Below are 26,041 nucleotides of genomic sequence, written 5' to 3'. Positions count from 1 at the left end.
AGGATTACATTTACCATTACAATTACAAACGCAGACAAAAGAAACTAAAGAAACGCGCGCCGATAGAATATCGACACGCGCTCACTGCTTAGCTTTTTATGTTGTCTACTTGACAGGGACAAGACCAGCTTGAAGGCGTCTTCTTTCCCTGCTTATTTTTCAAAAGGATAGATCAACTCTTTATCCAGCCCGATTTGTTCAAAGAAATGGTCACGAATGAATTGCCTGATTTCCATAAGCTCTGCCCCTGTCGGAAAGGCAGAAACATTAATAGCCTGCAGATGTCCTATTAACTTGGATGACTGATTGAGATCAGTGGAAATAACTAAATCAAACTCCTCATACTCTGAGATTAAATCAACACTGGATGAATCAAGGGTTGATATGGCAAGCTGGTTCCCAAAATGATATTTTAATACTTCCCTAATATAATCCTTTTCATAGTATGTCCTGCATACCAGGGCAGCCTGTATGACATGCTTATTTTTCCTTCGCAGAATAGCAGCTTGGAAAAGAGTAAAAATCTCAAGTACATTCAATTTACTAAAAATAAGAGGGATTTTTGAGAATGTCTCGGCTACCAGTTTTTCTAATGTTTGAAAAAGCGGGTTTGTCTCATAAAACGGCAGATGCTGAAGCATTGAGCTATTCAGTGTTTCAGTATTAAATTCATTCCCGAGATGGATCCTTTTAAAGGTCTGGTATATATGAAATAAGAAGATGTCATCATCTGTCAGATTGAAGCCGGCTATGTCTGAAAGGCGTTCTAAGCAAACAGAAAAAGGATGTTCTTTTTCGCCTATCCTCCTCCGCCGCAGATACCGCAGATGCTGGGCCCGGTTCGTCGGCCTTTCCTCGCTCATTAAATATACAGCAAAGAACAGGATCTCCTGAAGCTGTATCTCCCTGGACGGAATCTTTTCTTTAGCGATATAATGCACTAAATCTTTAGCAGCTAGAAAAAATTTACTATCTTTATATACATTTAGAAAATCTATTGGAAACGCTGCAAAATATCCCTTAGAAAAACGCATATTTGATATATATAACCATTTTAAGGCGTTGAATGGCCCCTGTCCGCAGTGTAATCGAATGGCCAGATGTTACCTCCAGTAAATCCTGCTGAAAGTCCACGGCATGCAGCCACTCCTGTTCAGCTTCAGGATTAAAACTCATCAAATCAAAGTATTGCATAAGAAAACGCCTGATAATTCTTTCATCCCCAACGACTTTGAAAGGACTTGGAGTTAAGGCAAGCTGTGATTCCTTTAGCACTTCCTGCAGCTTCTCGATGTGGCGGTATGCAGTCGAACGGCTTATATGAACTTTATTGGAAATTTGGGCAATGTCAATTCCATCATTCATTAAAATCAGTTTTAACGTATGGAAATACGTATTTTTATTTCGAATTTCACTTAAGATTGTCTCCAGAGTACCGCTTTCAGGCTTTTTTAGCCTAATACCCAAGGTCTCATGCTTTTCCAGCTTCCAATTCTCCGGCAGAATCGTCTCGAGGAACTCCAGATCACGCCATACTGTGCTCTTAGAAAAGCCTGTTCGTTCTGCAAGCAGTGCTAAACTGATCCACTTATTTTCACTGAGCAAATGAAAGATTAAATCTGAGTAGCGTTTATAAAATCTGTTCATGTTATCACCTATCTTTTCAGGCTCTTCCAATTTATCATTTCTATTACCGCCAATGCTTACTCATCCTATGTTAAAGTCCAAGCATAAAAAGACATGCTCCAGTGAACATGTCTTTTATTAAAATAGTGCATTATTGAATACTAACCGATTTTAACCCAGCCTCTTTTAATCGCTTTTAGTACAGCCTGAGTACGATCATTGACCTTTATCTTTCTTAAAATACTGCTGACGTGATTCTTAACTGTTTTATCGCTGATAAATAGCACCTTACTGATATCAGTATTGCTATTCCCCTCTGCAAGCAGCTGAAGCACCTCACATTCGCGCCTTGTCAATAGATGGAGCGGACGCTGATAGCCTAGACTGGAGACATGATTGCTGACTGAATTTAATTCTGTCAGCCTTCTATATTCCTTAATAATATTCTTTGTAACCTTCGGATCCAGATAACTGCCGCCTTCTGCAACAACCCTGACTGCCTCGATCAGCCCTTTCGCATCAATATCTTTCATCAGGTACCCGGCGGCGCCGTTCTGCAGAACCCGAGTGACATAATTTTCATCATCATAAAAAGATAATATAATGATCTTGCTTTTCGTTTTGTTTTCATTCAGCTTATCCGTTGCCTTGATGCCATTCATATTAGGCATATCGATATCCATAATCATTACATCCGGCTTAAAAGCTTTATCAATTTTAAGAGCATCCCGGCCATCTTCCCCTTCGGCAACTACTTCAATGCCCTCTTCCATTTCCAGAATTCGCTTAATTCCTTCTCTGTAAAGCTTATGATCATCTATTATCGCTATTTTTATTACCATATGTTCACCTGCTCAGTTTTTTCTGAACTAAAAAATCTATAAAACCAATTTTACAAAAGATTTTTTAAGGCGAAGTTTCAATTATGGGGTCTAATGTTTCATAATAGAAATTTCCATGCTCCTCCTGGACATCAATCAAATAATCTGAATTTTATGGTATGATCGAATTACTATGAGGAAGGGGTATTTGGATATGAACTCATACAGCAGCAGCTTAAATGGTGTTTTCCCATCTGTATGCTCCCTGGATTGCCCGGATCAATGCGGCCTTCTGGTACATAAAGAAGATGGAAAAATCGTAAAAATTGAAGGGGATCCCAATCATCCTGTCACACAGGGAAATATTTGCAATAAGGTCCGGAACATGCCTTCAAGGATATATGACAGGAATCGCCTCAAATATCCTATGAAACGAGCCGGCAAAAAAGGTGATGGACATTTTGTACGGATTGGCTGGAAAGAGGCCATAGACACTATTACTTCCAAATGGAAGGATTTAATCGCTAAAGATGGGCCTGAAAGCATTCTGCCATACAGCTTTTATGGAAACATGGGCAGATTAAACGCTGAAGGGATGGACCGCCGTTTCTTCCATAAACTCGGAGCAACCCGGCTTGACAGGACCATTTGTCAATCTGCCGGTACAGCAGGCTATTATTACACCATGGGAGGAAGCTTTGGCATTGATCCAGAAGATACCATCCATTCAAAGCTCATTATTCTATGGGGCATTAATGCAGTCAGCACAAACATGCATCAAATGATTCTTGCTCAAAAGGCAAGAAAGAATGGTGCAAAAATCGTTGTTATTGACGTCCATAAAAACCAGACGGGTAAAATGGCCGACTGGTTTATCCCCATTACACCCGGCACAGACACTGCTTTGGCACTTAGCCTTATGCATGTACTGTTTGCGGAAAACTTAGTGGATGAGTCGTTTCTGAAGGAGTTTACGATTGGCCATGAGGAACTTCGCGAACATGTGAAGCAATATGACCCTGAAACAGCAGCACGTTTAACTGGTGTCCCGAAAAAGGATATTATCAAATTAGCCCGAATGTATGGACAGATTTCCCCGGCTTTTATTCGAATTGGCAACGGGCCGCAGCATCATGACAATGGGGGAATGTGCATCCGCACCATTTCATGTCTTCCTGCCTTAACAGGACAATGGCTCCTAAAAGGCGGCGGTGCCATCAAGGGAAACTCCGGTTATCTGGCTATTAACACCGGAGCCCTGCAGAGGCCTGATCTCCTGCAAAAGAAGAATACACGCACTATAAATATGAATCAGATCGGTTCTGCACTGCTTGATCAGGACCAGCCTATTAAATCTATGTATGTATATGGAACCAACCCTGCTGTTGTTGCACCCGAAGGGAATAAAGTCAGGAAAGGGCTGCAAAGAGATGATTTATTCCTTGTCGTGCATGATCTGTTCTTAACCGAAACGGCCAAATATGCTGACATTGTGCTTCCGGCTGCTTCTTCATTTGAGAATTTGGACATTTATTCATCTTATTGGCATCACTACATGCAGATTCAGGAGCCAGTTATTGAACCATACGGTGAGTCAAAGTCAAATGTTGAAGTGTTTCGGCTTCTTTCAGAAGGGATGGGATATCTTGATGGAGTATTTTATGAAACGGAAGAAGAAATGATGGATTCCGCATTAAATTTTCCGGCTAATCCCTTCATTGAGGAAATTGATGCTGAATCCCTGAAGAAAAACAAGTTTATCAAGGCTTCGGTAAAGCAGCTGTTTCCCGGCAGGCTGCCGACGCCAAGCGGAAAAATTGAATTATACTCCCAGAGAATGAAAGATGACGGATATCCTCCTCTCCCTACCTATATACCACTGAAGGAAGACGGCAAATTCCCGTTACTATTTGTTCCTGCACCCAATCATAACTTTTTGAATTCCACCTTTTCAAACAATGAAAAACATGCAGGGATGGAGAAGGATCCCCGTCTACACTTGAATCGTAAGGATGCGGAGGATGCCGGAATCGAAGATGGAGATATGGTCCGTATTTGGAATGAACGGGGGGAGTGTGAACTGAAAGCGGCAGTTGGTGAGCTTGTTCTTCCTGGTACAGTAGTTTCACAGGGAATTTGGGCAGATATCCCTGGAAACAACTATCTCGTCAATTCACTGACCCCCGACCGGCTTTCCGATATGGGCGGCGGTGCCGTGTTCTTTTCTGGCCGGGTGAATGTTTCAAAAATCAGCTGAAAATAGCCCCTGCATAGTGCAGGGGCTTTTATAAATTTTGGCCAGTCCTGCCCTCTAAATTATTCAGGAAAGAATCAATATCCCTGGTGTTTTTCAGCACTGTAACTTCTATCCCTTTTGCTCTAAATTGGGATAACCTTTCAGCCATTTCTTTTTTGCGGCGCTTATATGTAGTCATAATGAATTCCATAAACTTCCAGTCCAGCTTTTCCCTGCAGCCGGCTGCCATATCAGGCCTTGTTTTACCCAGGTTGGTCAGCCACCTTTTTACTACTCTGTACAGACAGATGTACAGGGGAAGATCAAGATAAATAACTGAGTCGCAAGCAGCAGCCCTAATTTCAAAAGTGCTTGAATAATTCCCTTCCATAATCCACTGTTTTCTTTTCACTATTTCATGCTGGGCATCCGCAAATTCCTGAAGACTGCTTTCCACCCAGCCGGGCTTCCAATATAAAACATCCAGATGATATACCTCTATGCCTGTTTTCTTACCCAGTTTTCTGGCGAAGGTTGATTTCCCTGCGCCTGCTGATGACCCTATCACCATTATTCTTTTCAAGTAATCACCTTCCCTTGCCGTTTCCGCTTCAATACATTCAATATAGGTACTTTAATTCCCTCTTTTAAAGCCAAAGTACTTCTCATTTAAAAATTCATCCTGATAAGTGCTATAATATGTAAGTATTTTAATATGAGAGGCATGATTATATGGCAATGACGAAGAAAAAACGTGTAATTAAAGAGGTAAAACAGCTCATCATGATCACAATAGGTGCGATGATTGCAGCAGCAGGACTTGAGCTTTTCCTCGTTCCAAACAGCATTCTTGATGGCGGGGTTATCGGTTTATCCATAATTGCTGCAGAGCTGACCGGGACGGCCATGAGTATATTCTTAATTATATTTAACCTGCCGTTTCTTTATATTGGCTTCCGTAAGATAGGAATGAAATTCACGATACATACCTTATTCGGTGTTATTGTATTATCGGCAAGTACTGCATATCTCCACCACTTTGAGCCTGTTACACATGATTTATTTCTGGCAACCATAATAGGAGCAGTGATTCTTGGTACAGGGGTTGGCCTTGTAATCAGAACTGGCGGAGCTTTGGATGGATCAGAAATTATCGCCATTCTGGTCAGCAAGAAGCGTCCGGTATCTGTCGGCCAATTTATAATGATTGTTAACGTATTTATCTTTATTCTTGCAGCTTTCCTCGTGTTCAGCTGGGAAACAGCTATGTACTCCATTATCACCTATTATATTGCTTACAAAATGATTGATATCGTTGTGGAAGGTATGGAGGAGCTGAAGTCGGTTACAATCATTTCTGATGTGCCTGAAGAAATCTCATCCGAGCTTCAAAAACAATTAGGGCGCGGAATGACTTATATTCAGGGCCAGGGTGTTTTCACAGGAGAGCCTAAAAAGATCATTTATACAATCGTAACGAGGATTGAGTTATCCACGCTCCGTTCCATTGTGGAAGATATTGATCCCGGGGCATTAGTGGCTATTGAAAATATCGCCGATGTCAGCGGCAGCAATTTTGAAAAAGGCAATGCCCACTAAAAAAAGCAGCCCCCTGCACACGACTGTGCAGGGGGCTGCTTTTTTATTTATATGAACAACAGTAAACTGAGAGCCATGACGGCCATCCCTGCCACAAGACCATAAATGGAGGTATGGGCTTCATCATACTTCTTGGCAGCCGGCAGTAATTCATCAAGAGAGATGAACACCATTATTCCTGCAACTGCGGCAAAAATGACACCAAACATAACATCATTTAAATATGGCATTAGGATCATGTAAGCTACTACTGCCCCAATCGGCTCTGACAGCCCTGATAAGAATGAGAGCTTAAAAGCCTTCTTCTTGCTTCCTGTGGCATAATAAACAGGAACTGAAACGGCAATTCCCTCCGGTATATTATGAATGGCAATGGCCGCCGCAATGGCGATGCCAAGGGAAGGATCCTGGAGTGCAGAGGTAAAGGTTGCAATTCCTTCAGGGAAATTATGAATAGCTATCGCCAATGCCGCAAATGTCCCCATTTTTAATAGTTCCGGGTCCTGGACAGCCTTGCCGGAATCATTCATTTCTTCAACTGTCCTCACTTCATGGGGATTATCCTTTTTAGGAATAAATCGATCAATTAATGCTATAAGAAGGATCCCCCCAAAAAAACCTCCGACAGTTGCCCAGTTGCCGCTAACCTCCCCTAATGATCCTACAAGCGCATCTTTAGCTTTTACAAAGATTTCTATCATGGAGACATAAATCATTACACCTGCGGAAAAGCCAAGTGCCAATGATAAAAACTTCGTATTCGTTCTAGAAGTAAAGAAAGCCATTAAACTGCCAATACCTGTCGCTAAGCCTGCAAACAAAGTAAGACCCAATGCAAATAATACTTCCTGCGACATTTCACTCTCTCCTTTTTCTCTATTGCCAAAAAGTTTCTCCAGGGCAACTTTTGCGTTAAAAAAATATATATGTCAAATTACTATAAGTATATGCGCCTAACTTAAAAAGTTTACTTTGGTAAACATTTTATCTCCAACCCAAATCAAATGCAATAAAAAAGGACTATTCGATTGTTTTTTTTTCCATATTATAAGAAGGATTGAGGAAAATGTGCATAATATAAATAAAAAAATCTTTGCCATGCCAGCGAAAGTTCATTCCCAGACTCGTTTTGATTTAAAAAATTCCTGAAGTAACCTGGTAAATACTAGACATAAAGGAGGAACACCGGCAAAAAAGAGCAGCCTTAGACTGCTCCTCACCCGTTTCTTATTTTAGGAAAGTACCATTCATATATTCTTTATAAGCGGTCCGTATTTCTTCTTCCGTATTCATGACAAACGGTCCACGGGCCACAACCTGTTCTTTAACCGGTTCGCCTGCATATAGCAAAAACCGCAAAGGCTCTTCAGCTATAAAGGATATTTCGCTTTCAGCGTTCCCGCCATCCCCCAATTCAAGAACCTGGCCATTGGCCCCGTGAACTTCATTTTCCCCAAAAACTCCGCTGCCTTCAATAATATAAATAAAGCCTTTGTAGCTGCCTGGCAGTTCCTGTGAAGCTTCTGCCCCCTTTTCCATCCTTACTTCAACCATTGTGACAGGCACATGATTTAATGTTGGAGATACAACTCCTTTCGAGGATCCGGAGAAGATTTTAAATACTGCCCCCTCTTCCTGCCGGACAGGTACTTCATTGCCCTTTAAGTTTTGGTATCTTGGTGCTGTCATTTTCTTTTCCCGTGGAAGATTGATCCATAGCTGCAGCGAATGGGCAGTAATTCCTTCAGATGGCACTTCATTATGAACGACACCGCTCCCTGCTGTCATCCATTGAACATCACCAGGACCTAACACACCTCCCTCACCGGAATGGCTGTCATAGTGCTCAATGGCCCCTTCAATGACATAAGTTACCGTCTCAATCCCGCGATGGGGATGAACGTCAAACGCTCCCTTTTGAAACTTATCTTCCATCATCAGCAGAAATGGGTCATACTTGTCCCAATTTCCAGGTTCTATAACAGGACCTGCTGCATGAATGGGACTGTGCTCCTGCAACTTTACTTTCCTGCTTGAAGCAATCTCCCGCTTAGTTATTTTATTATTTCGCATCACATTTCTCCCCTTTATATGTAAAGGAGCAATTGAAAACAATTGCTCCAACTATATTATTGATTTCCTTTTTTAATCCACTCAGCAACAGTGACTGTCCTTTTTGCCTGATACTTCACAGCTTCTTTTACATCCTCAATCATTTTTCCATCCTGATCAACCGTTACACTTGTTCCATATGGATTGCCGCCTGCTCCGAACAGAACAGGATCGGTGTAACCTGGAGCAGCTACAATCGCTCCCCAATGATACATCGTGGTGTAAAGAGAAAGAATCGTTGCTTCCTGACCGCCATGCCGATTTTGGGCTGATGTCATCGCACTGACTGCCTTATTCGCAAGCTTTCCTTTTGCCCAAAGACCGCCAGTTGTATCAAGGAACTGCTTCATTTGGGATGGCATATTGCCGAAACGGGTAGGCACACTGAATATAATGGCGTCTGCCCATTCAAGATCGTCGGGCTTAATTTCAGGCACATCCTTTGTAGCCTCGACAGTTGCTTTCCATGCCGGATTGCCTTCAATCGCTGATTGCGGAGCCAGTTCGGGTACCTTAAAAACTTTAACTTCCGCACCAGCTTCTTTGCCGCCTTCCTCCGCCCATTTAGACAGTTGAAAGTTTGTTCCACCCATGCTGTAAAAAATAACGGCCAATTTTACATTTTCCATATCGATCGTCTCCTTTTTAGGTGAATTCCCAAATAACCTTGATAGAATACCCACAATAGCACTTCCTATTCGTTCATTCTCTTCCCTTATAATTCATTAGATTAACTATTTGATATTTTTTTATACCAGTGGGCTGCAGCCTGAACTTCACCCATGGTTAATTGGTGGCCAAAACTTTCCCAGTGAAGATCGACCTTTGCTCCTGCACTCTCCAACAAAGACTGTAAATCAGTGGATTCTTCTGCAGAACAAATGGGATCATTGGTCCCGGCCGCAATAAATACTGATGTTCCGCTGAGATCAGGCAATTCAGCTTCCCGCCTTGGGACCATGGGATGGTGCAGAATCGCTGCTTTTAAAGTGTTTTCATGATGAAATAATAGGCTCCCTGCAATATTAGCTCCATTTGAATAGCCGATTGCCACAATATTTTCACGGGCAAAATTGTAATTTTGGGCAGCATAATCTAAGAAATCGTTCAACTCTTTCGTGCGAAAAAGCAAATCTTTTTCATCAAAGACACCTTCTGCCAGCCTGCGGAAAAATCTCGGCATCCCATTTTCCAGCACATTACCGCGCACACTTAAAACAGAAGCTTCCGGATCAATATGACCTGCAAGCGGCAACAGGTCAGTTTCTGTACCTCCCGTTCCGTGAAGCAGCAATAATACAGGCTTGGATAGATCTTTTCCTTTTTGAAAAATATGTTTCATCGTATCTTCCTCTCTTTGTTTTATCGCAGTCTAAACGGGCAGTAAGCCCCCCACTGATTGAAGTTTCACTTTATTCCAGTTCCCTGACTTCAATAGGTATTAATTTTCGCTCAATGAGATCTCTCATATTCTCATACTGTTCAGGAAGCATCAGCTTCTTCCCCATTTCACCGGATGGTTCGTCATGCGCAAATCCAGGCGGGTCAGTTGCAATTTCAAAAAGAATTTCCCCATGCTCCCGAAAATAAACGGCATTAAAATAATTCCGGTCCCTGACTGGTGTTACCCCATAGCCATTAGACCTCACATATTCCCGCCACTCCAATTGATCCTCGTCATCTTCAGCCCGCCAGGCGATATGATGGACAGTGCCTACACCCATCCGGCCTCGCTTGCCGGAAGTCTTTTTCAGATCTATGACATTGCCGAGTGGTGCTGAGGATTTGAACCTGATTATTTCCCCTTCTTCCCCAATGCGTTCAAGACCCATAACACTTTCAAGAAGATGTGCTGTTTGTTCCGGCTGAGATGAATACAGAGTCGCCCCTGCAAAGCCCTTTACTGAAACATCAGGATGAATGCCACCAAATGTCCAGATATTCGCCTCACCTTCATCTCTTTCCACCATTTCTAATATGAGACCATGAGGATCCTGAAACCTTATAGATTCTTCGCCAAATCTTTTTTCTGTTGTGTAAGAAATTATAAATTGCTCAAATCTCTCTCTCCAGAATCCAAGGGAACCTTTGGGAATAGCATAGGAGGTGACCCCAACCTGGCCATCCCCAATCTCTCCATGGAAGGCATTTGCCCAAGGGAAAAATGTAATGATTGTCCCCGGCTTCCCTTCATTATTGCCAAAATACAGGTGGTAAGTGCCAGGGTCATCAAAATTCACAGTCTGTTTGACCATTCTCAATCCTAAAACACCTGCATAAAAATCGATATTCTCCTGTGGGTGGCCAACGATCGCACTGATATGATGAATTCCTCTCGTTGCTTTGTTCACTATTCACACTTCTTTCACATTAATGTAACCAAATTTCAATCTATGAAACTCATTTTAAATCAAATATTTTCACTTCAAGATAAAACTGCTTTCTCAATCAGGATACCCCTCGATACTTCGAATTAATTTATCTCGAATTCAAGATAATTATAAAATATACTCACTCTTGTGTCAATCTTTAGGTATTGAAGCACAATAAACACTATTTTGATTCAGCATATTGACATCTTCTGAAACATAAAGGTATATATAATTATAATATTAGAATTTTCAGACTGATTTTGGAGGTTAGGAAATGTACAATACATATTGCCGAATGTACCAGAAAACCTTCAAGCTGGTATCGCCTCTCTTGCCCTGGCGCGAACCGGCGCTGATAGAAGGCTCCCATAGCCTGGACAAACTTCCCGATATTATTAAGAAAACAGGCATAAGCAGAATTTTGATAGTTACGGACATCGGCATTACTTCTCTTGGGCTGATGGATGGTTTGCTATTAAATTTACAAGAAAAGGATATTGAATTTTATATTTATGATAAAACTGTTCCAAATCCGACGATTAACAATATTGAAGAAGCATTGGAAGTATACATCAAGAATAAGTGCCAGGGTATTCTTGCCTTTGGCGGAGGCTCACCGATGGATTGTGCTAAAGGCGTTGGTGCCAGGGTTGTGAGGCCTGAGAAAAGCATTCCGCAAATGAAAGGCCAATTTAAGGTCAGAAAAGCTCTCCCTCCCCTTTTTGCCGTTCCGACTACAGCAGGCACCGGAAGTGAAGCCACTGTTGCAGCGGTCATTACGGACAGCCGGTCACATGAGAAATACGCAATCATTGATTTGAACTTAATCCCTCATTATGCCGTTCTGGACCCATTAATTACCCTTAAGCTGCCGCCTCATATCACAGCAGCAACCGGCATGGATGCATTAACCCATGCCATTGAAGCGTACATTGGAAGAAGCACGACTGCCGAGACCCGAAAGTTCAGTATTGATGCAGTCCGGTTGATTTACGATAATCTTTACGAAACATATAAGAATGGAGAAAATCTGGATGCAAGAGCCAATATGCAAAAAGCTGCTTATCTGGCCGGGCTGGCTTTTACCAGATCCTATGTAGGCAATGTTCACGCTATCGCCCATACGCTCGGAGGATTTTATTCGGTCCCTCATGGTTTGGCTAATGCCATCATTCTTCCATATGTACTGGAGCATTACGGAGAGACAGTCTGGGACCCTTTAGCCGAATTAGCAATAGCTGCAGGCATTGGGGATCCGGCAGCTTCATCTGAAGAAAATGCAAAAAGCTTTATCGGCAGCATAAAATCACTTAACCATAAAATGGGGATCCCTCAAAAGGTGAGCGGAATTATAGATAATGACATTCCGTTAATGGCTGAACGGGCCTTGAAGGAAGCCAATCCCTTATATCCTGTGCCGAAGATCTTCGGCATAAATGATATGTTAACACTTTATCAATTAATAAAGGAATAAAATTATCAATAGCCCAAAAACACAAATAAAAGGCAGATGCATATTAAAATGCATCTTGCCTTTTTACCGGTCATTATCTGAACCAGCCCTTTCTCTTAAACCACCAAAACATTCCCATGGCAATCATAAACATTAATAACAGCGTTTCAAAATATCCATACTTCCAGGATAATTCCGGCATATTTTCAAAATTCATTCCATAAATGCCCGCTATGAAGGTTAATGGCATGAAAATGGTGGTTATCACAGTAAGGACTCTCATCACCCGGTTTGTCTGATGGGAGTTGATCGATAAATAACTGTCACGTATATCGTTCGTCAATTCCCTGTTTCCATCAATCATTTCAGTCAATTTTAATAAATGGTCATGAATATCAGCAAAGTATTCGTATCTTTCCTTTACACCTTTAAGCCTATGGGAATTAATGACACGGTATATTAAATCCCGCATCGGAATCACCGTGTATCTTATCTGCAATAAATGATGGCGGATATCAAATAACTTCTCCAATAATTCTTCCATCGTTTCATCATTTGGGTTGTCTTCAATGAGACTCAAACGATCTTCCAACTGATAAACAATGGGAAAATAATTATCCACTATTTTATCAATGATATGGTACATGACCAGGTAAGGATCCCATTTACTAACCTTCTTACTTAAGCTCAGCCTTTCCCAGACATCATCCATTTCCTTAGAGAGGTCATGATGGTAGGATACTATGTAATTCGAACCAATAAAAAAGTTAATTTCCTGTTTATCTTCGTTAATATGATTTAGGCTATGGGTGACAAAAAAACTATAGTCTTCATAATAGTCCATTTTGGGGCGCTGAAGTTTGACAACACAATCCTCTATTGCCAAGGGGTGAAAGTGAAAAGTCTTGTCGAGTTCAGCAGTTTCCTCCTCGGTTGGCTGATCAAAATCAATCCAGAACCAATTATAACTTTCCCACTCAGCTTTCAGCCTCTCTAAAGGAATATCCTGTTTCAGTTCATTTTTCTTGTTAACAGCTTGTATTCTTATCATGATTGTCTCCTAGTCTTTCCATCATAAAATGTAGTTTTTCCCATTTTAATAACTATATCCTGAGGAAGACTCTTTCTCTGTGTGTATATGCACTTACCTCATTACCCTGCTTTGTTAAACAAGAAACAAATAGATATTACAGTTTTATTTTCACCTTCCTGCCACCATACATAGATTTATTCCCTGGCCCAGATTGCTTTTGTATATCCAATTTTCAATCCTGTTTTTTCCATATTGTTCTGGCTTGTGGAACCAAACCTTGCTTGACCTGTCACCAGCTCTGAATTGGCAGTAATCGCCTGATAGATTCGGGCTTGAATAAGCGCGCTGTGTACTCCCCTGTTCCTGAAAGCAGAGATAACAGCAGCAGCCGCAAGGTTTGCTACCCCTTTTTCGATATAAACAACACCTATTCCAGCTGGTTCATTGTTTACAAAGGCAAGATAAAAGGACCAGTTTCTATTGTCATAAAGAACCTCATTATTTTCAGCTATTCCTTGGCTAAGAAATCCAGGCATTCCAAATCCCTTTGTATATAGCTCCCCGAAAAGATCGAAATCGCTTCTTTGCATCCTTCGTATATCAATATCGGCATTAATGGGAATGTCGACAAGATCTGAAGGCTCCGCAAACAAAGTGGTATGGAAATCACATTGATAAAACCCTTTTTGATGTAGGATCTTCAGTAATTCTGATGACTGACCCGTTTGATGGTGTAATCTCCAATCGTATGGGAATTCTTTTTCCCTGATAGAACTCAATAATTTGGTCCAGTGCTTCAGCATCTGCTTCGTTAAATCCTTTTACAAGATTGAAGGATGGACCCGGGATATTCCTGGCAGCAAAAGCGGTTGTCCCGCCAATTCTTTTAATTTCCACACCCATTGGGTTTCCATCCCGATCTTTAACTGCCGTCAACCTGGAGAGGAGCAAACTTGTCTCAGCCTGGTCCAATCTTTTAGCCAAGTCACTTTTCATCACTAGATTCATAGCCTTCACCTCATTTCAGCAAACCTCATTTAAAAGTATTGTTCTCCATTTGAAAAGAATTCTCCTTTAAAAACAATAAAAAAGGAAAAGGGCCAATGCTCTTTTCCTAATCAATCCACTTTACTATATCATCGAATGGCCTGCGCGCTTTCGGTCTTGGGTCTTTGACTCTGTATCCAAAGGCACACATTACAGACAGCCCGAAGCTCCCTTCTTCAAGTAAGCCTTCCTCATTCAGGAGCTTATTCATTTTTTCAATATCAAACCCCTCGATAGGACAAGAATCTATACCAATTTGGGCAGCGGCGGTCATCATATTTCCAAGTGCGATGTAGCTTTGTTTGCAGGCCCAATCAAAGAGTGGCCGGTCGCCTTCCAGAAGGTCAAAATCGGACTTCTGGAATTCCTCAATCCGCTGCAGATATTTTTCCATCATTTCTTCCGGCATCCCCAGAGTATTTTTAAAATGATCCTGCAAATACTTGGAATCATATTTTGTATCTTTTTTCGTCCTTGCCAGGATTAAAACAAAGTGGCTGGCTTCAGGCAGTTTACCGAATGCTCCCCAGGCGGTATTCTTTATTTTCTCACGGAGCTCCTGGTTCTGGACAACCACAAATCGCCAAGGTTCAAAACCAAATGAACTTGGTGACAGACGGCCTGTCTCTAATATAAACTTGAAATCTTCTTCGGGAATTTTTTTATTTGGATCAAATTCCTTTGTCGCATGCCTGAATTGATAGGCATTCAGTATATCTTCCTTTAAAGCTTCCTTTTCACGCAAATGCAAACACTCCTTCTCTGATTGATCTAATATAAACGTAACACATTGCCAGCGCAACATTCATGAAATCAGCTCTTAGTCTGCCCCTTTTACTCCTAATTCTAATCAATTTGGGCACTTTCACTCCAGATCCATAGACAGCCTGATCATATCCCGGCAGCGGATTCCATTTTCATGGATATCATCTGTGTAATGCCGTACAAAAAAGTTTTTATCGATTCCGGTGATTCTAAAGCCGCATTTCTGATAAAGAGCAAGCTGCCCAATACTGGAATTACCTGTTCCAATCTCAAGGGTCTTAATCCCGCTTTGAGAAGCAGCCTCTATTGCATGCTTTATAAGTTTTCTGCCAATTCCCCCTCCCTGATATCTTTCATCGACAGCAATATTAACAATCTCAGAGGTCCCAGGACTTGTGTCAAGCAGGATATATACGCCAACTGCTGATCCGTTAATATCTGCAACGTATGTATTTCCTCGTATTATATAATCCTCAATAAATTCAATTGATGGATCGGCCAATAGCAGAAGATGCATTGGAGCGGTTTCTGAACGGCCTAATTTCCGAATCTTCATATGTCCTCATTACTAGGCGAATCTTTTGAAAAATGAAGTGTAAAGCCTTCCTCACTTTCTTTAGTATGATGATTCACGGCAGTCAACTCCCCAGTTTATTTTCAATTACTTTTTTTATTTGGTTTTCCTTTTCCTGTTTATCGATATATTCAAAAAAACCAATTCTATTTCCCCAAGGATCTGAAAATGTAGCCCACTTAACAGGTACTTCTTCTCTTGTGTGGATTTCAAATGGAGTGAGTTTTAATTCTGCGATAAGTCTTTCACGTTCCTTTTCAAGATCAGGCACACCAAGCCTAATTGGGCCGCTTCCTAAACTCGGGGCACCTTCTGCAATCTGAAGCCAGCACCCCTTAATAAGTTCCCACTCCACAAAACCTTTATGGGGAATGAAATCAGGTTTTTTACTAAGCAATGTTTCATACCACCACACTCCTTCTTTCATATCTGGCACCCGGATTTGCACCGTCATTTCATAAATCATTTCATTCCCTCCAATCTCATACCAATTTATGTATTTCGCTGGATTTATCACTATTCCTTCAATTTCATTGTTTTTAATTAACGGCAAAGGGAATTAAGTGTAGTGAATATGGTAAAGGGAGTTGGATATCACATGTCAATTAAAGCATTAGTCTTAAACTGCACACTAAAAAAAAGCAGTGAGCCATCCAATACCGGTGCACTTATCGATGAGGTTGTTAAATTTTTTGATAAAACCGAAGTGGAAACAGAGGTTATTACAGTGGCAGATTTTAGAATTGGCTACGGTATCACTTCAGAAGCTGTGGATCAGGAGGATGAATGGCCCAATATTTTTAAGAAGGTTGAAGAGGCAGACATACTTATTCTTGGTTCTCCCATCTGGCTAGGCGAGCAGAGCAGCATCACCACAAAAGTAATCGAAAGATTATATGGAGGAAGCAGTATGACCCATGAAAAAGGCCAGTATTTTTATTACAACAAGGTTGGAGGTGTTGTGGTGACTGGTAATGAAGATGGGGCTAAACAAGTTTCCCGCTCCGTTCTATATTCACTCTCCCATATGGGAATCACCATCCCTCCAAACGTTGACACCTATTGGGTTGGTGAGGCCGGACCCGGCCCGTCCTTCATTGAAGCAAAGGGCCATGAAAATGACTTTACAAGACAGCATGCTAAAATAATGGCCTATAATTTAATCCATTTTGCAAGAATGTTAAAAGCTCATCCGATACCTGCAGAAGGTAATATAGTCAAAGGTTAGCACATTAATAAACAGTAAAAAACCAGCATAAGCCCTAAATGCTGGTTTTTACTCTTTATTTTTTGGAGAAATCTCCAATCCCACCTGATCTAAAGCATAGGTGATTCCCTGCTGCAGAACTGAGAAGGACGGAATTTGTGTTTCTTTATTTTCGTTCTCGATAATTTGCAGGCTAAGTTCGGTTGAAATCCCGACAAATATGCAGTGTGTGCCCAATAGAGAAGCTGTTTTTAAATTTCTGCAGAAAATCGAAAGTATATTGATCAACACCCTTTAATGCAGTTAAGTCCAATATTAAATACTCCGCTTTATACAGGGGAAGATTCAGTAATGTTCTGTTCAGTAGTTCCTCCGCCCGAAGCTCTTCATATCTTCCCACTAAAGGAATGACTAAAATGGAATCGATCACTGGAATGATGGGAGATGAAATCTCTTTAATGATTTCAGACAATACTCTGGTCTGCTCAGTAATTTCATCTTTTTCCTGGATCTGTTATTCTGCTCGTTAATCACGGCATTGATATTTTGGGAGGGCGTAATGTCAGACTCAAAAAATTCGTATTCGGAATACTGATCTCCCAGAACCTGGCTTTTCCTCACTTTATACCATATATTTGTTCCAAACAGGCCACTTAACACACCTGCCCAATGTCCAGGCAAAAAAGTGCCTTCTGCTTCTTTTTTTGTTCCACATTAATCTTATACTCCCAGCCATTTTAACCCGAATGATCGCTTTCTTTTCTTCTGCACAAAAAGATGCAATTTGTGTTTTTCCCCATCTGGCAGTTAAATATATATTGGGTAAATGATAAATAAAGTCTTCTTTTTCTTTATTTGACTCGAGATAAAATTTGCTGACAATTCTCCCTGTCCTGTACCCAGCGGTTTGAAGAACAAGCTCGGCTGACTTTTCACCGGAAATTTCCTCTGTAGTGTTATGGGTAAACACAGCTTTTAAGACTCTCCTGGACTCCAATACTTCGTCATTTTCGAATTTAAATGTTGCATTATCCAGATCCCAATCAAACAGAGATCCATTCACAGTTATTTGATATTTGGGAGAGTTAGTCTCCATCAAATGTCCTCCTTGTCTATTTTATTCATTGCTGTTAAGTCATCTATTAAAGAACAATAATATTGGTGATTTCGGATTCAAAAAAGTATATAGTGCTGGTAGTTCATGCAATATTGCTGCTCAAAGCAACGAAATTTAATTCTTCGCATGCTATGTTTATATTGACCCCCAAAAAGAATAGGGAAACGATTCCTCCCCGCTTATACCTTCCCTTCTTCTTCCCGCTTAATCGCAGATTCAGTGCCTATTGCCAAACTTTCTTTTAAAAATACTTTTGCTTTCGGCCATCAGGCAAAAAAAAACCGCCTATGCCGCAATTAGCGGATAGACGGCATTAACCGGCTTCCCTGATTTCTTTCTTGTTAAATATTTTCTTCTGAATAACCATGAGCCTAATTGAAAGACAAACACCTGCAGCAAGAAGCCCGAGTGTAAGGCCAATCCAGTAGCCAGTTGCACCAAGGTCTGTATAATGTGCAAGTACATAACCAGCGGGCAGACAGATCAGCCAATAAGAAACCAGTGTGATTACAAAAGAAATATTCACATCTTTATATCCCCTTAATGCCGCTAATGCAGTAGCCTGAATCGCATCGGAAATCTGGAAAAACAGGGCATAAATCAGAAAATGGGCTGTCAGGGCAATAACAGCTTGATTGGTAGAATAAAATCCTGCTACCTCATATCGGAAAATGACAACCAGAATCCCTGTGAACAGCGCTACTAAAACAGCAAGATAGATGCCCAGCCAGCTGTAGGATTTCGCATCCTTATACCTGCCTGCTCCTACTTCAAACCCCACTAACACAGTCTGTGCCATGGAAATGCTGATAGGGATCATATAAAGGAAGGAAACAATATTTAATGCAGATTGATAGGCCGCAATAGTTGTGACATTGAATTTACTGATTAAGATAGTTACGGCCGCGAACATACTCGTCTCAAAAAAGATGGACAGTCCCATGGGTACACCTATCTTTAAGATTTCCTTGCATTTACCCCATGAAACTCCATTAATGCCGCTGAAAATAGCATAGCTTGAGAATGGCGCCTTCGTTTTGATAATAATTGCTGTCAAGATAAGGATGAACCAATAAGTAAAGGAAGTTGCATACCCGCCTCCTGCACCGCCCAATTGAGGAAATACCCATTTGCCAAAAATCAGGACATAATTCAGGAAGAGATTGATGGGAAGTGAACAGAATAAAATCACCATGACAACTCCCGTTTTGCCGACTGCGTATATGAATGATCTTAAAACATTAAATATGAATAAAGGAATGATCCCGAAGCTAAGGCCCACTAGATAGCCACGTGCCGTTTCTTCCACACCAACAGGCAGATTCATCCCGTTAAGAATGGGACCAATCAAGATTGACCCCGCCAGGATGACTGCAAAAGCAATGATAAATCCCAATATGATTCCATTTTTTACAATAGATAAAACTTCATTGTTCTTTTTTTCTCCAATTGCTTGAGCTGCAAGTGGAGATACTGCCATTAGTATTCCACTTAGCCCGGTAAAAACAGGATTCCAAATGGAGGTCCCGATCGCAACTCCAGCAAGGGCCTCAGCATTATACCGTCCTGACATAATTGTATTAAAAAATCCCATTGCAAACATGCCAAGCTGCGTGATAAGGATAGGAAGCAGCATGAATGTGATTTGCTTAATCCTCTCCTGTAAAGAAAATGTCTGATACATCCTCAAGACTCCTTTACAAATAGTAAACACAGATATTATTATATTATATTTTTAAAAAGAAAGACCCCGTTTTCATTCAAAAGAAAAAAGAGCTTCGGCAGCTCTTTTTTCAGAAAGTCATTCTTCTTCAACAATGTATTTAAGTTTTTGCAGCTTATTGTTCCAGAATCGTTCATAAAAGGAGAGCCATTCTTTTAACTCTGTCAGCGGCTCAGGCTGAAGATAATAAATTCTTTCTCTGCCTGCTTTTTCACCTTTTACTAAATCAGCTTCAGAGAGAATACGAAGATGTTTTGATATGGCAGTACGGCTTATAGGAAAATGCGCACTTATCTCTGAGATTGGACGCTCTTTTTCAGCAAGCAGCCTTAAAACTTCTCTTCTCGTAGGATCGGCGATTGCCTGAAACACATCATGCTTCCTGGCAGGAGCACCCATTATTCCTCAACAGCCTTGCCAAGCTTCTCAAGAATTCCAGTCCATCCGTGAGACATTCTTTCTCGGATAACCGCACTATCCTGCTGTGCTTTTTCAACCATTTCACCCGTTTGTTTCCATCCGCCATGTATAAGCGTAAATTCAGTTTTTCCGCCCAAATCTTTTAAAATAAAAGATACAACCCATCCATCGGTATCCCATTGAAAAGAAAGCCTGTTTGGCTCATCCAATTCTGTTACCTTACAAGGTGACGGACCAAATGGAGATTGAATATGGAACTCATAACCAACCTCAGCCTTAAAATCATTTGGCATGAACCACGCTTCGATTCCTTCTGATGTTGAAACTTTCTTCCAGACTTTTTCGATAGGCGCATTGAGTATTACAGTTTGTTTAATATCCTGAATTGTTTCCATTTTATTTTTCTCCTTTGTTTATAAAGTACAACCTTTTGGTTTCATATGGATTATATAAAACCTTTTGGTTTCATGTCAACTGCTGTCTGGGAAAAAAATGCCCTGGTATGCAGGTTGATCCATATAATCTGCAGAATACATATTATATCTAAAGGAGGGATTATTAATGCAGGAAGCCATTCATGCACAAAATCTATCTGATCTGGAAACTGCAATCCATACATATGTACGTCCCGACACCTTTCCGCTTGCTATTAAAGTAATGAAAATGGAGGAAGCATTGCCTGACAGAGTAAAACGGCCGGCAAAAGACTTCGGCAAAACATTCAGCATTTGCCAGGGAGTGACGATGTCAAGAAGGTATGGCTGGGCGATTGCCATGGGCAGAGAGGATTTATCATGTCCCATTGCTAAAATTGCGTTCGGATTTGAAGAAGAGCTGGATTATTACTCAGAGGGAAATTTAACAGACGGGATGTACACAAAAACGTGTAGTCTGGGTGCATTAACCGAAGCGGCCGTACCTAAGTTTACAAAAGAGGAAGCCGGGACCGTGCTGATGGCGCCTCTGGGGAGAGCAGCATTTGAACCGGATGTAATTACTGTTTACGGAAATTCGGCACAGGTCATGAGAATGGTGGCTGGTGCACTCTATCATACGGGCGGCGAAATCACTTCCACTTTTACAGCCCGGGCAGATTGTGCTGATATTGTTATTAAGACAATAAAAACCGGTAGGCCGCAGGTTATTCTGCCATGCTATGGGGATCGGGTCTTCGGCCAGACACATGATCACGAAATGGCCTTTACCATCCCCTTTTCCATGGCAGGTGAATTTGCAGAGGGATTAAAGCAAACCCACAAAGGCGGTGTTCGCTACCCGGTCCCAACCTACCTGCAGTATGAGGCAAAATATCCTGACTCATATGAGAAGCTGAATGAGATGTTTAACAGCATACCCTGAATAAGAGCCGGCTCCTCCAATGCTTGTTTTACTTTGGGAATAGAGTAAAATAAAAAGACAGCTATTAAGAGAGCAGTGATATACTTGAGTAAATTATTCCCATCTCTATATGATCTGACCATGCAGCCTCTTGAGAAAAGAAAGTTTCAGAAAATCAGAAGCGGGATGCTTACAATGGCTTCCGGCCGTGTTCTCGAGATTGGAGCCGGTACAGGCATCAACTTCCCCTTATACAAAAATGCCGACCGGGTAGATGCAGTTGAACCCAATCAGGCTATGATTGAAAAATCACTTTCACGAAAAAATGAGGCTGCCGTTCCTATTCAAATTCACCAGCAGTCTGCTGAAAGTCTCAAATTTATGGAAAATACATTTGATTCTGCCGTTGCCACCCTGGTGTTCTGCACAATCCCAAATCCTGAAAAAGCACTCGCAGAGATCAGACGGGTCTGCAAGCCGCAGGCAAAAATACTATTCTTTGAACATGTAAAGATGGAGCAGCCCGCGCTCGCTTTTGCCCAGGAAGCCCTTAATCCTATATGGAAACGGATATGCGATGGCTGCCACCTGAACCGTAATACACTACAGGCTATTCAGGATTCTGGCATAAAAATAACGAACGTGACTGCCTATTATAAAGGATTGTTTCTGGTGACGGAGTGCGAAAATCCTGATAGCAGCGCGCTATTTTGTTAAATGAGACAGGCAGTTTTCTTAGGAGATTGCAGCCTAAGATAATACCCATGGGCATGAAAAAAATCTATTAAATTTGTAAGGAGATAAGAACGTTGATCAAAAACAAACTAAAAATGGTTACCGCAATAGCTGGAAGTGTCACTATTCTAGCGATAGGCGGTTTAGGGTTTAACCAAATTTATAAAAACCATCAAGCAAATACACTTATTATAGAGAAATGCTTTGAAAACTTTGATAAAGTCGAAGAGGTTGTGATAAAGAAGGATGGCTTTTGGTCTCCTGTTAGTTGCGAGAAAAAATAGCATTTTAAGACCTTGGAATCAGGGTCTTTTTTTATGTTTCGGCTGAATAACTGCCACTTTCCTCTCCTCTGCTTGGTTTTCGGCATTAATCCTTCTGATTATCTACCATTTTTCTCTCCTCCCCCTCGTTTTCGGCGTTAATCCTCCTGATTATCTACCCTTTCCCTCTCCTCTACCTCGCTTTCGGCATTAATCAAAAATAACAAGCAAATACCCAAAAAAAGAAGGCCGATTCATATCAGCCTCCCTAAACTACACCCTCTTTAATTCATAATTCCGCTTATCCACCAACCTCTTATCATCCTTGTTAAATGAACCTGGCTCTGTTAATTCAACAAATGGCTTGACCCTGATTACATTCTGGATTTTTGAAGCAAGCTCAGAGTTTAATCCTTCTTCTGATTCTATGAAAATCTTAATCTGGTCCTGCCCCTGCTCATTAGATACAACAGCCTGGAATACAGGATATCCGGCTTCATCCAGGACCTGAGCGAGCTGTTTTTCTCTTACAAACATCCCTTTTACTTTAACACCATCACTGACACGCCCCAGCACTCCTGCAATTCTTTTCCCCTCATACCCTTTAACCCAGCGGGAAAGATCACCTGTGCCAAACCGGATAAGCGGGTAGCTTTTATCAAAAAGAGTGACTACCACTTCTCCTTCTCCATCTGTAACTTCCAATCCAGTCTGCGGGTCACAGATTTGAACAATCGCAGAATCCGTGATTCTTAATCCAGGCCCTAATTTGTCCTCATAAGCCAGACAGCCGCAATCTGCAGTCCCATATCCTTCATATACGGAAATTCCATTGTCTTCACACCTTTTACGCGTTTGTTCTGTCAGCATTTCAGCAGTAAAAAACGCTTTATTCACCACAATATCCTTTCCTGTCTCCCACCCTTTTTCTGTAATGGCATCAAGCAAAAGGATAAAGAAGCTCGGTGTTCCAACATAGCCGGTCACTCCAACATCCTTCATAAACTGGATTTGCAGCTCCCGATTCCCGGTTCCGGCAGGAATGACAGTTGCTCCTATTTCACGAAGGGCGGAATCAAACATAAAGCCTGCCGGAGAAAGATGATAGGAAAATGTATTATGTACTATATCCCCATCCCCAAAGCCTGCTGTCTTCAGAGCTTCTGAAAATCGCCAAAAATCTTTCCCTGCTGTCTGCGGATCGTAAATCGGGCCTGGCGACATAAAAATCCGCTTCATCTCATTTGGCTTTACAGCTGCAAAACCCCCAAAAGGCTTGTCTGCTGTTTGCAATTCCGGTAAGCGGTCTTTTTTTAGGACAGGGACTCTCTCCAGGTCTTTTAAGGTATGCATGTCACTTGGAGAAAGACCGGCTTCCTCAAACCGCCTTCTAAATCCGATTGCATTTTCATATGCATAGTGAATAACTTCCTTCAGCTTTTCCACTACAGCCACCTCTTTCTTCTTTTATATGATTTAATATCTTTATAGCTTTTCCGGCCCTTATCCCCCATCCCTAAGTAAAATTCACGTACATCCTGATTAGAAAGAAGCCGGTCCACCGTTCCATCCATCACAATCCGTCCGTTTTCCATGATGTATCCATAATCTGCAATCGATAAGGCAACATTGGCATTCTGCTCCACTACAAGGATCGTGGTTCCTTCTTCTTCATTGATTTTCTTTATGATGCCGAAGATTTCTTTCACTAAAAGCGGGGCCAGGCCTAATGAAGGTTCATCTAACAGCAGTACTTTTGGCTTTGCCATAATACCTCTTCCTATGGCCAGCATTTGCTGTTCGCCTCCTGACAGATAACCGGCCTGTCTGTGCTTCAGCATTTCAAGCTTAGGAAAATAATGATAGACTTTTTGGATATCACTTTTAATATTCTTCCGGTCTTTCCTGGTATGTGCCCCTGCAATCAGGTTATCTTCCACAGAAAGATGCTTGAACACGCGTCTTCCTTCCATGCATTGAAAAATACCTTTCTTTACGATCGTTTCTGCATCGTTTACATCAATGCGCTCGCCATAAAGCTCGATAAATCCATCCGTGACTTCTCCGTTTTCGCTTTTCAGGAGACCTGAAATCGCCTTGAGAGTGGTCGTTTTCCCCGCACCATTGCTTCCGAGCAAAGCAACAATTTTCCCTTTTGGCACCACCATCGACATCCCTTTTAATACAAGGATGACCTTATCGTACATCACTTCGACATTATTTATTGTCAGCATGCATCTGCCCTCCCGGTTATCTCTATATTTTCGTTCCCAGGTCAAATACTGGATTGCTCTAGGTTTGCGAAACTTCATATTTATATCCCAAATTTCGAGTTCGTTTTGCAAAGTTCGCAATTTCCAAGCCTTTAAAAGTGAATAGGAGGCGGGTATAAAACCTCGCCCCCCCACATGTTAGTAGCCGATATAATCAGTGAACACTTCAAACTGGCCGTTCTTCACTTCTGCCAATCGAACTTGGTTTGTACCAGCATGATTGTCAGGTGAAAAAGTAACTGGAGCAGCTAAACCGCCAAGATCCAGATTCGAAATCTTCTCCAGGCCGGCACGGATGCCTTCGCCTGAAGTCGGATCTTCAGCAAGCTTTAGGCCTTCAACCATGATTTTGGCGGACACCCACCCCTGGATAAACTTCTGGTTCTTGTCCTGCAGCTTTTCCCCCTTGCTTTCTACGTACTTCTTGATTTCTTCCATTCCAGGCAGATCCTCGTATGGGAAGGCATGTGTAACGACTCCGATAAATCCTTCAGCCGCATCACCGGCAATTGGAAGCAAGCCTTCACCTGTTGCCCAGTTTAAACCGATGAATTGTGTATCCAATCCAAGCTTCTTAGCATCTTTTAGAATCGTTGCTGTTGCGCCCCATGTTTGGTTGATAATCGCATAATCCGGGTTTTTCTTTTCCATGTTCAGCAATTGGGATGTTGCATCAAGTGTTTTCAGGTCAACAATTTGTTCATCCACAATTTCAATGCCATTTTCCTTGGCAAAGTTTTTGGCATCTTCAATTGGTGATTTTCCAAAAGCCGTATCATTGTAAATTAATGCTACAGTCGGTGTTCCGCCAGTGTGATTGTCTTTAATCCATTTCAGGACGGATCTTGCCTGGTCGGAGTATGAAGCCGCAGCCAGGAAGTTATATGGGCTTTCGTCCATATTCTTCAGATTCTCTGAGTATGAAGCCGAGATGAATGGAAGCTTATCGGCCGCCACCTGCTGGCGAAGAGCTTCAGTGTCCCCTGTTCCCCATCCTAAAATCGCCGCTACTTTATCTTTTGATTTTAGTTTCTGATATAGCTTTTGGGCTTCAGGGATTTTATAAGCATAGTCATCACCAATTAATTGGAGCTTATATCCGTTAATCTCCTCGTCTGCAATGGATTCAAAAAATGCTTTTTCACCCTCTGCATATGGTGTTCCAACATCACCGGTACCTCCTGTAAGGTCAAAGATACCGCCGATTTTAACAGTGCCGCCTTTCTTGTCAGCTGATGCTTCCTCGCTTCCTCCAGAACAGCCAGCCAGCATTCCAGCCATTAATGTTGCTGCCAATAAACCTTTCCAAACCTTCTTCATAATGTTC

At 41.6% G+C, this 26,041-nt stretch carries 31 protein-coding genes; 8 read left to right on the top strand and 23 right to left on the bottom strand.

The window, feature by feature from the left end; genetic code table 11:
* The first annotated feature begins 8 nt into the window (after nucleotides 1-8).
* Complete coding sequence (locus M3205_RS25910) at nucleotides 9-92, top strand: IS3 family transposase (RefSeq protein ID WP_224936932.1); 84 nt, start codon at nucleotides 9-11, stop codon at nucleotides 90-92.
* A 60-nt stretch (nucleotides 93-152) separates the two neighbouring features.
* On the opposite strand, the gene M3205_RS09460 is transcribed toward M3205_RS25910, so the two are convergent.
* From M3205_RS09460 to M3205_RS09450, 3 genes are all read right to left on the bottom strand, one after another.
* On the bottom strand, nucleotides 153-941 hold the full coding sequence (locus tag M3205_RS09460; RefSeq protein WP_251169668.1) for a BglG family transcription antiterminator: 789 nt from the start codon (nucleotides 939-941) through the stop codon (nucleotides 153-155).
* Nucleotides 942-1,020: 79 nt separating this feature from the next.
* Nucleotides 1,021-1,647, bottom strand: a complete 627-nt coding sequence (locus M3205_RS09455) for a helix-turn-helix domain-containing protein (protein ID WP_251169667.1) — start codon at nucleotides 1,645-1,647, stop codon at nucleotides 1,021-1,023.
* A 140-nt stretch (nucleotides 1,648-1,787) separates the two neighbouring features.
* Nucleotides 1,788-2,468, bottom strand: coding sequence for a response regulator transcription factor (locus tag M3205_RS09450; protein WP_251169666.1), 681 nt, complete (start codon nucleotides 2,466-2,468; stop codon nucleotides 1,788-1,790).
* 193 nt (nucleotides 2,469-2,661) lie between these two features.
* Between M3205_RS09450 and M3205_RS09445 the strand changes: the two genes are divergently transcribed.
* Nucleotides 2,662-4,704 carry a molybdopterin-containing oxidoreductase family protein gene (locus M3205_RS09445; RefSeq protein ID WP_251169665.1) on the top strand — a complete coding sequence of 681 codons (2,043 nt, stop codon included), beginning with the start codon at nucleotides 2,662-2,664 and terminating at the stop codon, nucleotides 4,702-4,704.
* A gap of 28 nt (nucleotides 4,705-4,732) precedes the next feature.
* Here the strand turns inward: M3205_RS09445 and M3205_RS09440 are convergent, their stop codons facing one another.
* Nucleotides 4,733-5,266 (bottom strand): P-loop NTPase family protein, encoded by a 534-nt coding sequence (locus M3205_RS09440; RefSeq protein ID WP_251169664.1) that lies wholly within the window; start codon nucleotides 5,264-5,266, stop codon nucleotides 4,733-4,735.
* Nucleotides 5,267-5,415: 149 nt separating this feature from the next.
* Between M3205_RS09440 and M3205_RS09435 the strand changes: the two genes are divergently transcribed.
* The gene (locus M3205_RS09435) at nucleotides 5,416-6,282 is read left to right on the top strand and encodes a YitT family protein (protein WP_251169663.1); all 867 of its coding nucleotides are present in this window, start codon (nucleotides 5,416-5,418) and stop codon (nucleotides 6,280-6,282) included.
* A gap of 47 nt (nucleotides 6,283-6,329) precedes the next feature.
* On the opposite strand, the gene zupT is transcribed toward M3205_RS09435, so the two are convergent.
* The 5 genes from zupT to M3205_RS09410 all read right to left on the bottom strand — a co-directional run bounded on the left by zupT (nucleotide 6,330) and on the right by M3205_RS09410 (nucleotide 10,745).
* Nucleotides 6,330-7,139 (bottom strand): zinc transporter ZupT, encoded by an 810-nt coding sequence (gene zupT, locus M3205_RS09430; RefSeq protein ID WP_251169662.1) that lies wholly within the window; start codon nucleotides 7,137-7,139, stop codon nucleotides 6,330-6,332.
* Between the two features lie 370 nt (nucleotides 7,140-7,509).
* A complete protein-coding gene (locus M3205_RS09425; protein ID WP_251169661.1) occupies nucleotides 7,510-8,355 on the bottom strand; it encodes a pirin family protein in 846 nt (281 codons plus the stop codon).
* A gap of 56 nt (nucleotides 8,356-8,411) precedes the next feature.
* Nucleotides 8,412-9,023, bottom strand: a complete 612-nt coding sequence (gene wrbA, locus M3205_RS09420; RefSeq protein ID WP_251169660.1) for an NAD(P)H:quinone oxidoreductase — start codon at nucleotides 9,021-9,023, stop codon at nucleotides 8,412-8,414.
* 101 nt (nucleotides 9,024-9,124) lie between these two features.
* Nucleotides 9,125-9,736 (bottom strand): alpha/beta hydrolase, encoded by a 612-nt coding sequence (locus M3205_RS09415; RefSeq protein ID WP_251169659.1) that lies wholly within the window; start codon nucleotides 9,734-9,736, stop codon nucleotides 9,125-9,127.
* A 70-nt stretch (nucleotides 9,737-9,806) separates the two neighbouring features.
* Complete coding sequence (locus M3205_RS09410; RefSeq protein WP_251169658.1) at nucleotides 9,807-10,745, bottom strand: ring-cleaving dioxygenase; 939 nt, start codon at nucleotides 10,743-10,745, stop codon at nucleotides 9,807-9,809.
* 295 nt (nucleotides 10,746-11,040) lie between these two features.
* Between M3205_RS09410 and M3205_RS09405 the strand changes: the two genes are divergently transcribed.
* Nucleotides 11,041-12,240 (top strand): iron-containing alcohol dehydrogenase, encoded by a 1,200-nt coding sequence (locus tag M3205_RS09405; protein WP_251169657.1) that lies wholly within the window; start codon nucleotides 11,041-11,043, stop codon nucleotides 12,238-12,240.
* A gap of 73 nt (nucleotides 12,241-12,313) precedes the next feature.
* On the opposite strand, the gene corA is transcribed toward M3205_RS09405, so the two are convergent.
* From corA to M3205_RS09375, 6 genes are all read right to left on the bottom strand, one after another.
* The gene (gene corA, locus M3205_RS09400) at nucleotides 12,314-13,270 is read right to left on the bottom strand and encodes a magnesium/cobalt transporter CorA (protein WP_251169656.1); all 957 of its coding nucleotides are present in this window, start codon (nucleotides 13,268-13,270) and stop codon (nucleotides 12,314-12,316) included.
* Nucleotides 13,271-13,446: 176 nt separating this feature from the next.
* Nucleotides 13,447-13,905, bottom strand: coding sequence for a GNAT family N-acetyltransferase (locus M3205_RS09395; RefSeq protein WP_251169655.1), 459 nt, complete (start codon nucleotides 13,903-13,905; stop codon nucleotides 13,447-13,449).
* A gap of 13 nt (nucleotides 13,906-13,918) precedes the next feature.
* Nucleotides 13,919-14,260 (bottom strand): hypothetical protein, encoded by a 342-nt coding sequence (locus M3205_RS09390; RefSeq protein WP_251169654.1) that lies wholly within the window; start codon nucleotides 14,258-14,260, stop codon nucleotides 13,919-13,921.
* Between the two features lie 106 nt (nucleotides 14,261-14,366).
* Nucleotides 14,367-15,044 carry an NAD(P)H-dependent oxidoreductase gene (locus tag M3205_RS09385; protein WP_251169653.1) on the bottom strand — a complete coding sequence of 226 codons (678 nt, stop codon included), beginning with the start codon at nucleotides 15,042-15,044 and terminating at the stop codon, nucleotides 14,367-14,369.
* A gap of 120 nt (nucleotides 15,045-15,164) precedes the next feature.
* Nucleotides 15,165-15,620 (bottom strand): GNAT family N-acetyltransferase, encoded by a 456-nt coding sequence (locus M3205_RS09380; RefSeq protein WP_251169652.1) that lies wholly within the window; start codon nucleotides 15,618-15,620, stop codon nucleotides 15,165-15,167.
* Between the two features lie 82 nt (nucleotides 15,621-15,702).
* Nucleotides 15,703-16,104, bottom strand: coding sequence for a VOC family protein (locus M3205_RS09375; RefSeq protein ID WP_251169651.1), 402 nt, complete (start codon nucleotides 16,102-16,104; stop codon nucleotides 15,703-15,705).
* Nucleotides 16,105-16,236: 132 nt separating this feature from the next.
* Here M3205_RS09375 and M3205_RS09370 point away from each other — a divergent pair, with 132 nt between their 5' ends.
* A complete protein-coding gene (locus M3205_RS09370) occupies nucleotides 16,237-16,866 on the top strand; it encodes a flavodoxin family protein (protein ID WP_285886227.1) in 630 nt (209 codons plus the stop codon).
* A 172-nt stretch (nucleotides 16,867-17,038) separates the two neighbouring features.
* On the opposite strand, the gene M3205_RS09365 is transcribed toward M3205_RS09370, so the two are convergent.
* The 5 genes from M3205_RS09365 to M3205_RS09345 all read right to left on the bottom strand — a co-directional run bounded on the left by M3205_RS09365 (nucleotide 17,039) and on the right by M3205_RS09345 (nucleotide 20,500).
* Complete coding sequence (locus M3205_RS09365; RefSeq protein ID WP_251169650.1) at nucleotides 17,039-17,317, bottom strand: STAS domain-containing protein; 279 nt, start codon at nucleotides 17,315-17,317, stop codon at nucleotides 17,039-17,041.
* Nucleotides 17,318-17,467: 150 nt separating this feature from the next.
* Nucleotides 17,468-17,941, bottom strand: a complete 474-nt coding sequence (locus tag M3205_RS09360; protein ID WP_251169649.1) for a hypothetical protein — start codon at nucleotides 17,939-17,941, stop codon at nucleotides 17,468-17,470.
* Nucleotides 17,942-18,275: 334 nt separating this feature from the next.
* Nucleotides 18,276-19,646, bottom strand: coding sequence for an MATE family efflux transporter (locus tag M3205_RS09355; protein WP_251169648.1), 1,371 nt, complete (start codon nucleotides 19,644-19,646; stop codon nucleotides 18,276-18,278).
* Nucleotides 19,647-19,763: 117 nt separating this feature from the next.
* Nucleotides 19,764-20,084, bottom strand: a complete 321-nt coding sequence (locus M3205_RS09350; protein ID WP_251169647.1) for an ArsR/SmtB family transcription factor — start codon at nucleotides 20,082-20,084, stop codon at nucleotides 19,764-19,766.
* Nucleotides 20,084-20,500, bottom strand: coding sequence for an SRPBCC family protein (locus M3205_RS09345; protein WP_251169646.1), 417 nt, complete (start codon nucleotides 20,498-20,500; stop codon nucleotides 20,084-20,086). Before M3205_RS09345 ends, M3205_RS09350 begins: the two co-directional genes overlap by 1 nt.
* Before the next feature lie 166 nt (nucleotides 20,501-20,666).
* Between M3205_RS09345 and M3205_RS09340 the strand changes: the two genes are divergently transcribed.
* The 3 genes from M3205_RS09340 (at nucleotide 20,667) to M3205_RS09330 (ending at nucleotide 22,462) form a co-directional block, all read left to right on the top strand.
* Nucleotides 20,667-21,464, top strand: a complete 798-nt coding sequence (locus M3205_RS09340) for a DUF169 domain-containing protein (protein WP_251169645.1) — start codon at nucleotides 20,667-20,669, stop codon at nucleotides 21,462-21,464.
* 84 nt (nucleotides 21,465-21,548) lie between these two features.
* Nucleotides 21,549-22,160 carry a class I SAM-dependent methyltransferase gene (locus tag M3205_RS09335; protein WP_251169644.1) on the top strand — a complete coding sequence of 204 codons (612 nt, stop codon included), beginning with the start codon at nucleotides 21,549-21,551 and terminating at the stop codon, nucleotides 22,158-22,160.
* A gap of 92 nt (nucleotides 22,161-22,252) precedes the next feature.
* Nucleotides 22,253-22,462, top strand: a complete 210-nt coding sequence (locus M3205_RS09330) for a hypothetical protein (protein WP_251169643.1) — start codon at nucleotides 22,253-22,255, stop codon at nucleotides 22,460-22,462.
* 252 nt (nucleotides 22,463-22,714) lie between these two features.
* Here M3205_RS09330 and M3205_RS09325 read toward each other — a convergent pair whose 3' ends face one another.
* From M3205_RS09325 to M3205_RS09315, 3 genes are all read right to left on the bottom strand, one after another.
* The gene (locus M3205_RS09325) at nucleotides 22,715-23,887 is read right to left on the bottom strand and encodes a phenylacetate--CoA ligase family protein (protein ID WP_251169642.1); all 1,173 of its coding nucleotides are present in this window, start codon (nucleotides 23,885-23,887) and stop codon (nucleotides 22,715-22,717) included.
* Complete coding sequence (locus tag M3205_RS09320; protein WP_061792213.1) at nucleotides 23,887-24,675, bottom strand: ABC transporter ATP-binding protein; 789 nt, start codon at nucleotides 24,673-24,675, stop codon at nucleotides 23,887-23,889. The genes M3205_RS09325 and M3205_RS09320 overlap by 1 nt, the downstream gene beginning before the upstream one ends.
* A 177-nt stretch (nucleotides 24,676-24,852) precedes the next feature.
* Complete coding sequence (locus tag M3205_RS09315) at nucleotides 24,853-26,034, bottom strand: ABC transporter substrate-binding protein (protein WP_251169641.1); 1,182 nt, start codon at nucleotides 26,032-26,034, stop codon at nucleotides 24,853-24,855.
* Nucleotides 26,035-26,041: the final 7 nt, after the last annotated feature.

Source organism: Cytobacillus firmus (assembly GCF_023715565.1).
Lineage (GTDB): Bacteria > Bacillota > Bacilli > Bacillales > Cytobacillaceae > Cytobacillus > Cytobacillus firmus_C.
This window is presented reverse-complemented; position numbering and strand designations above follow the sequence as displayed.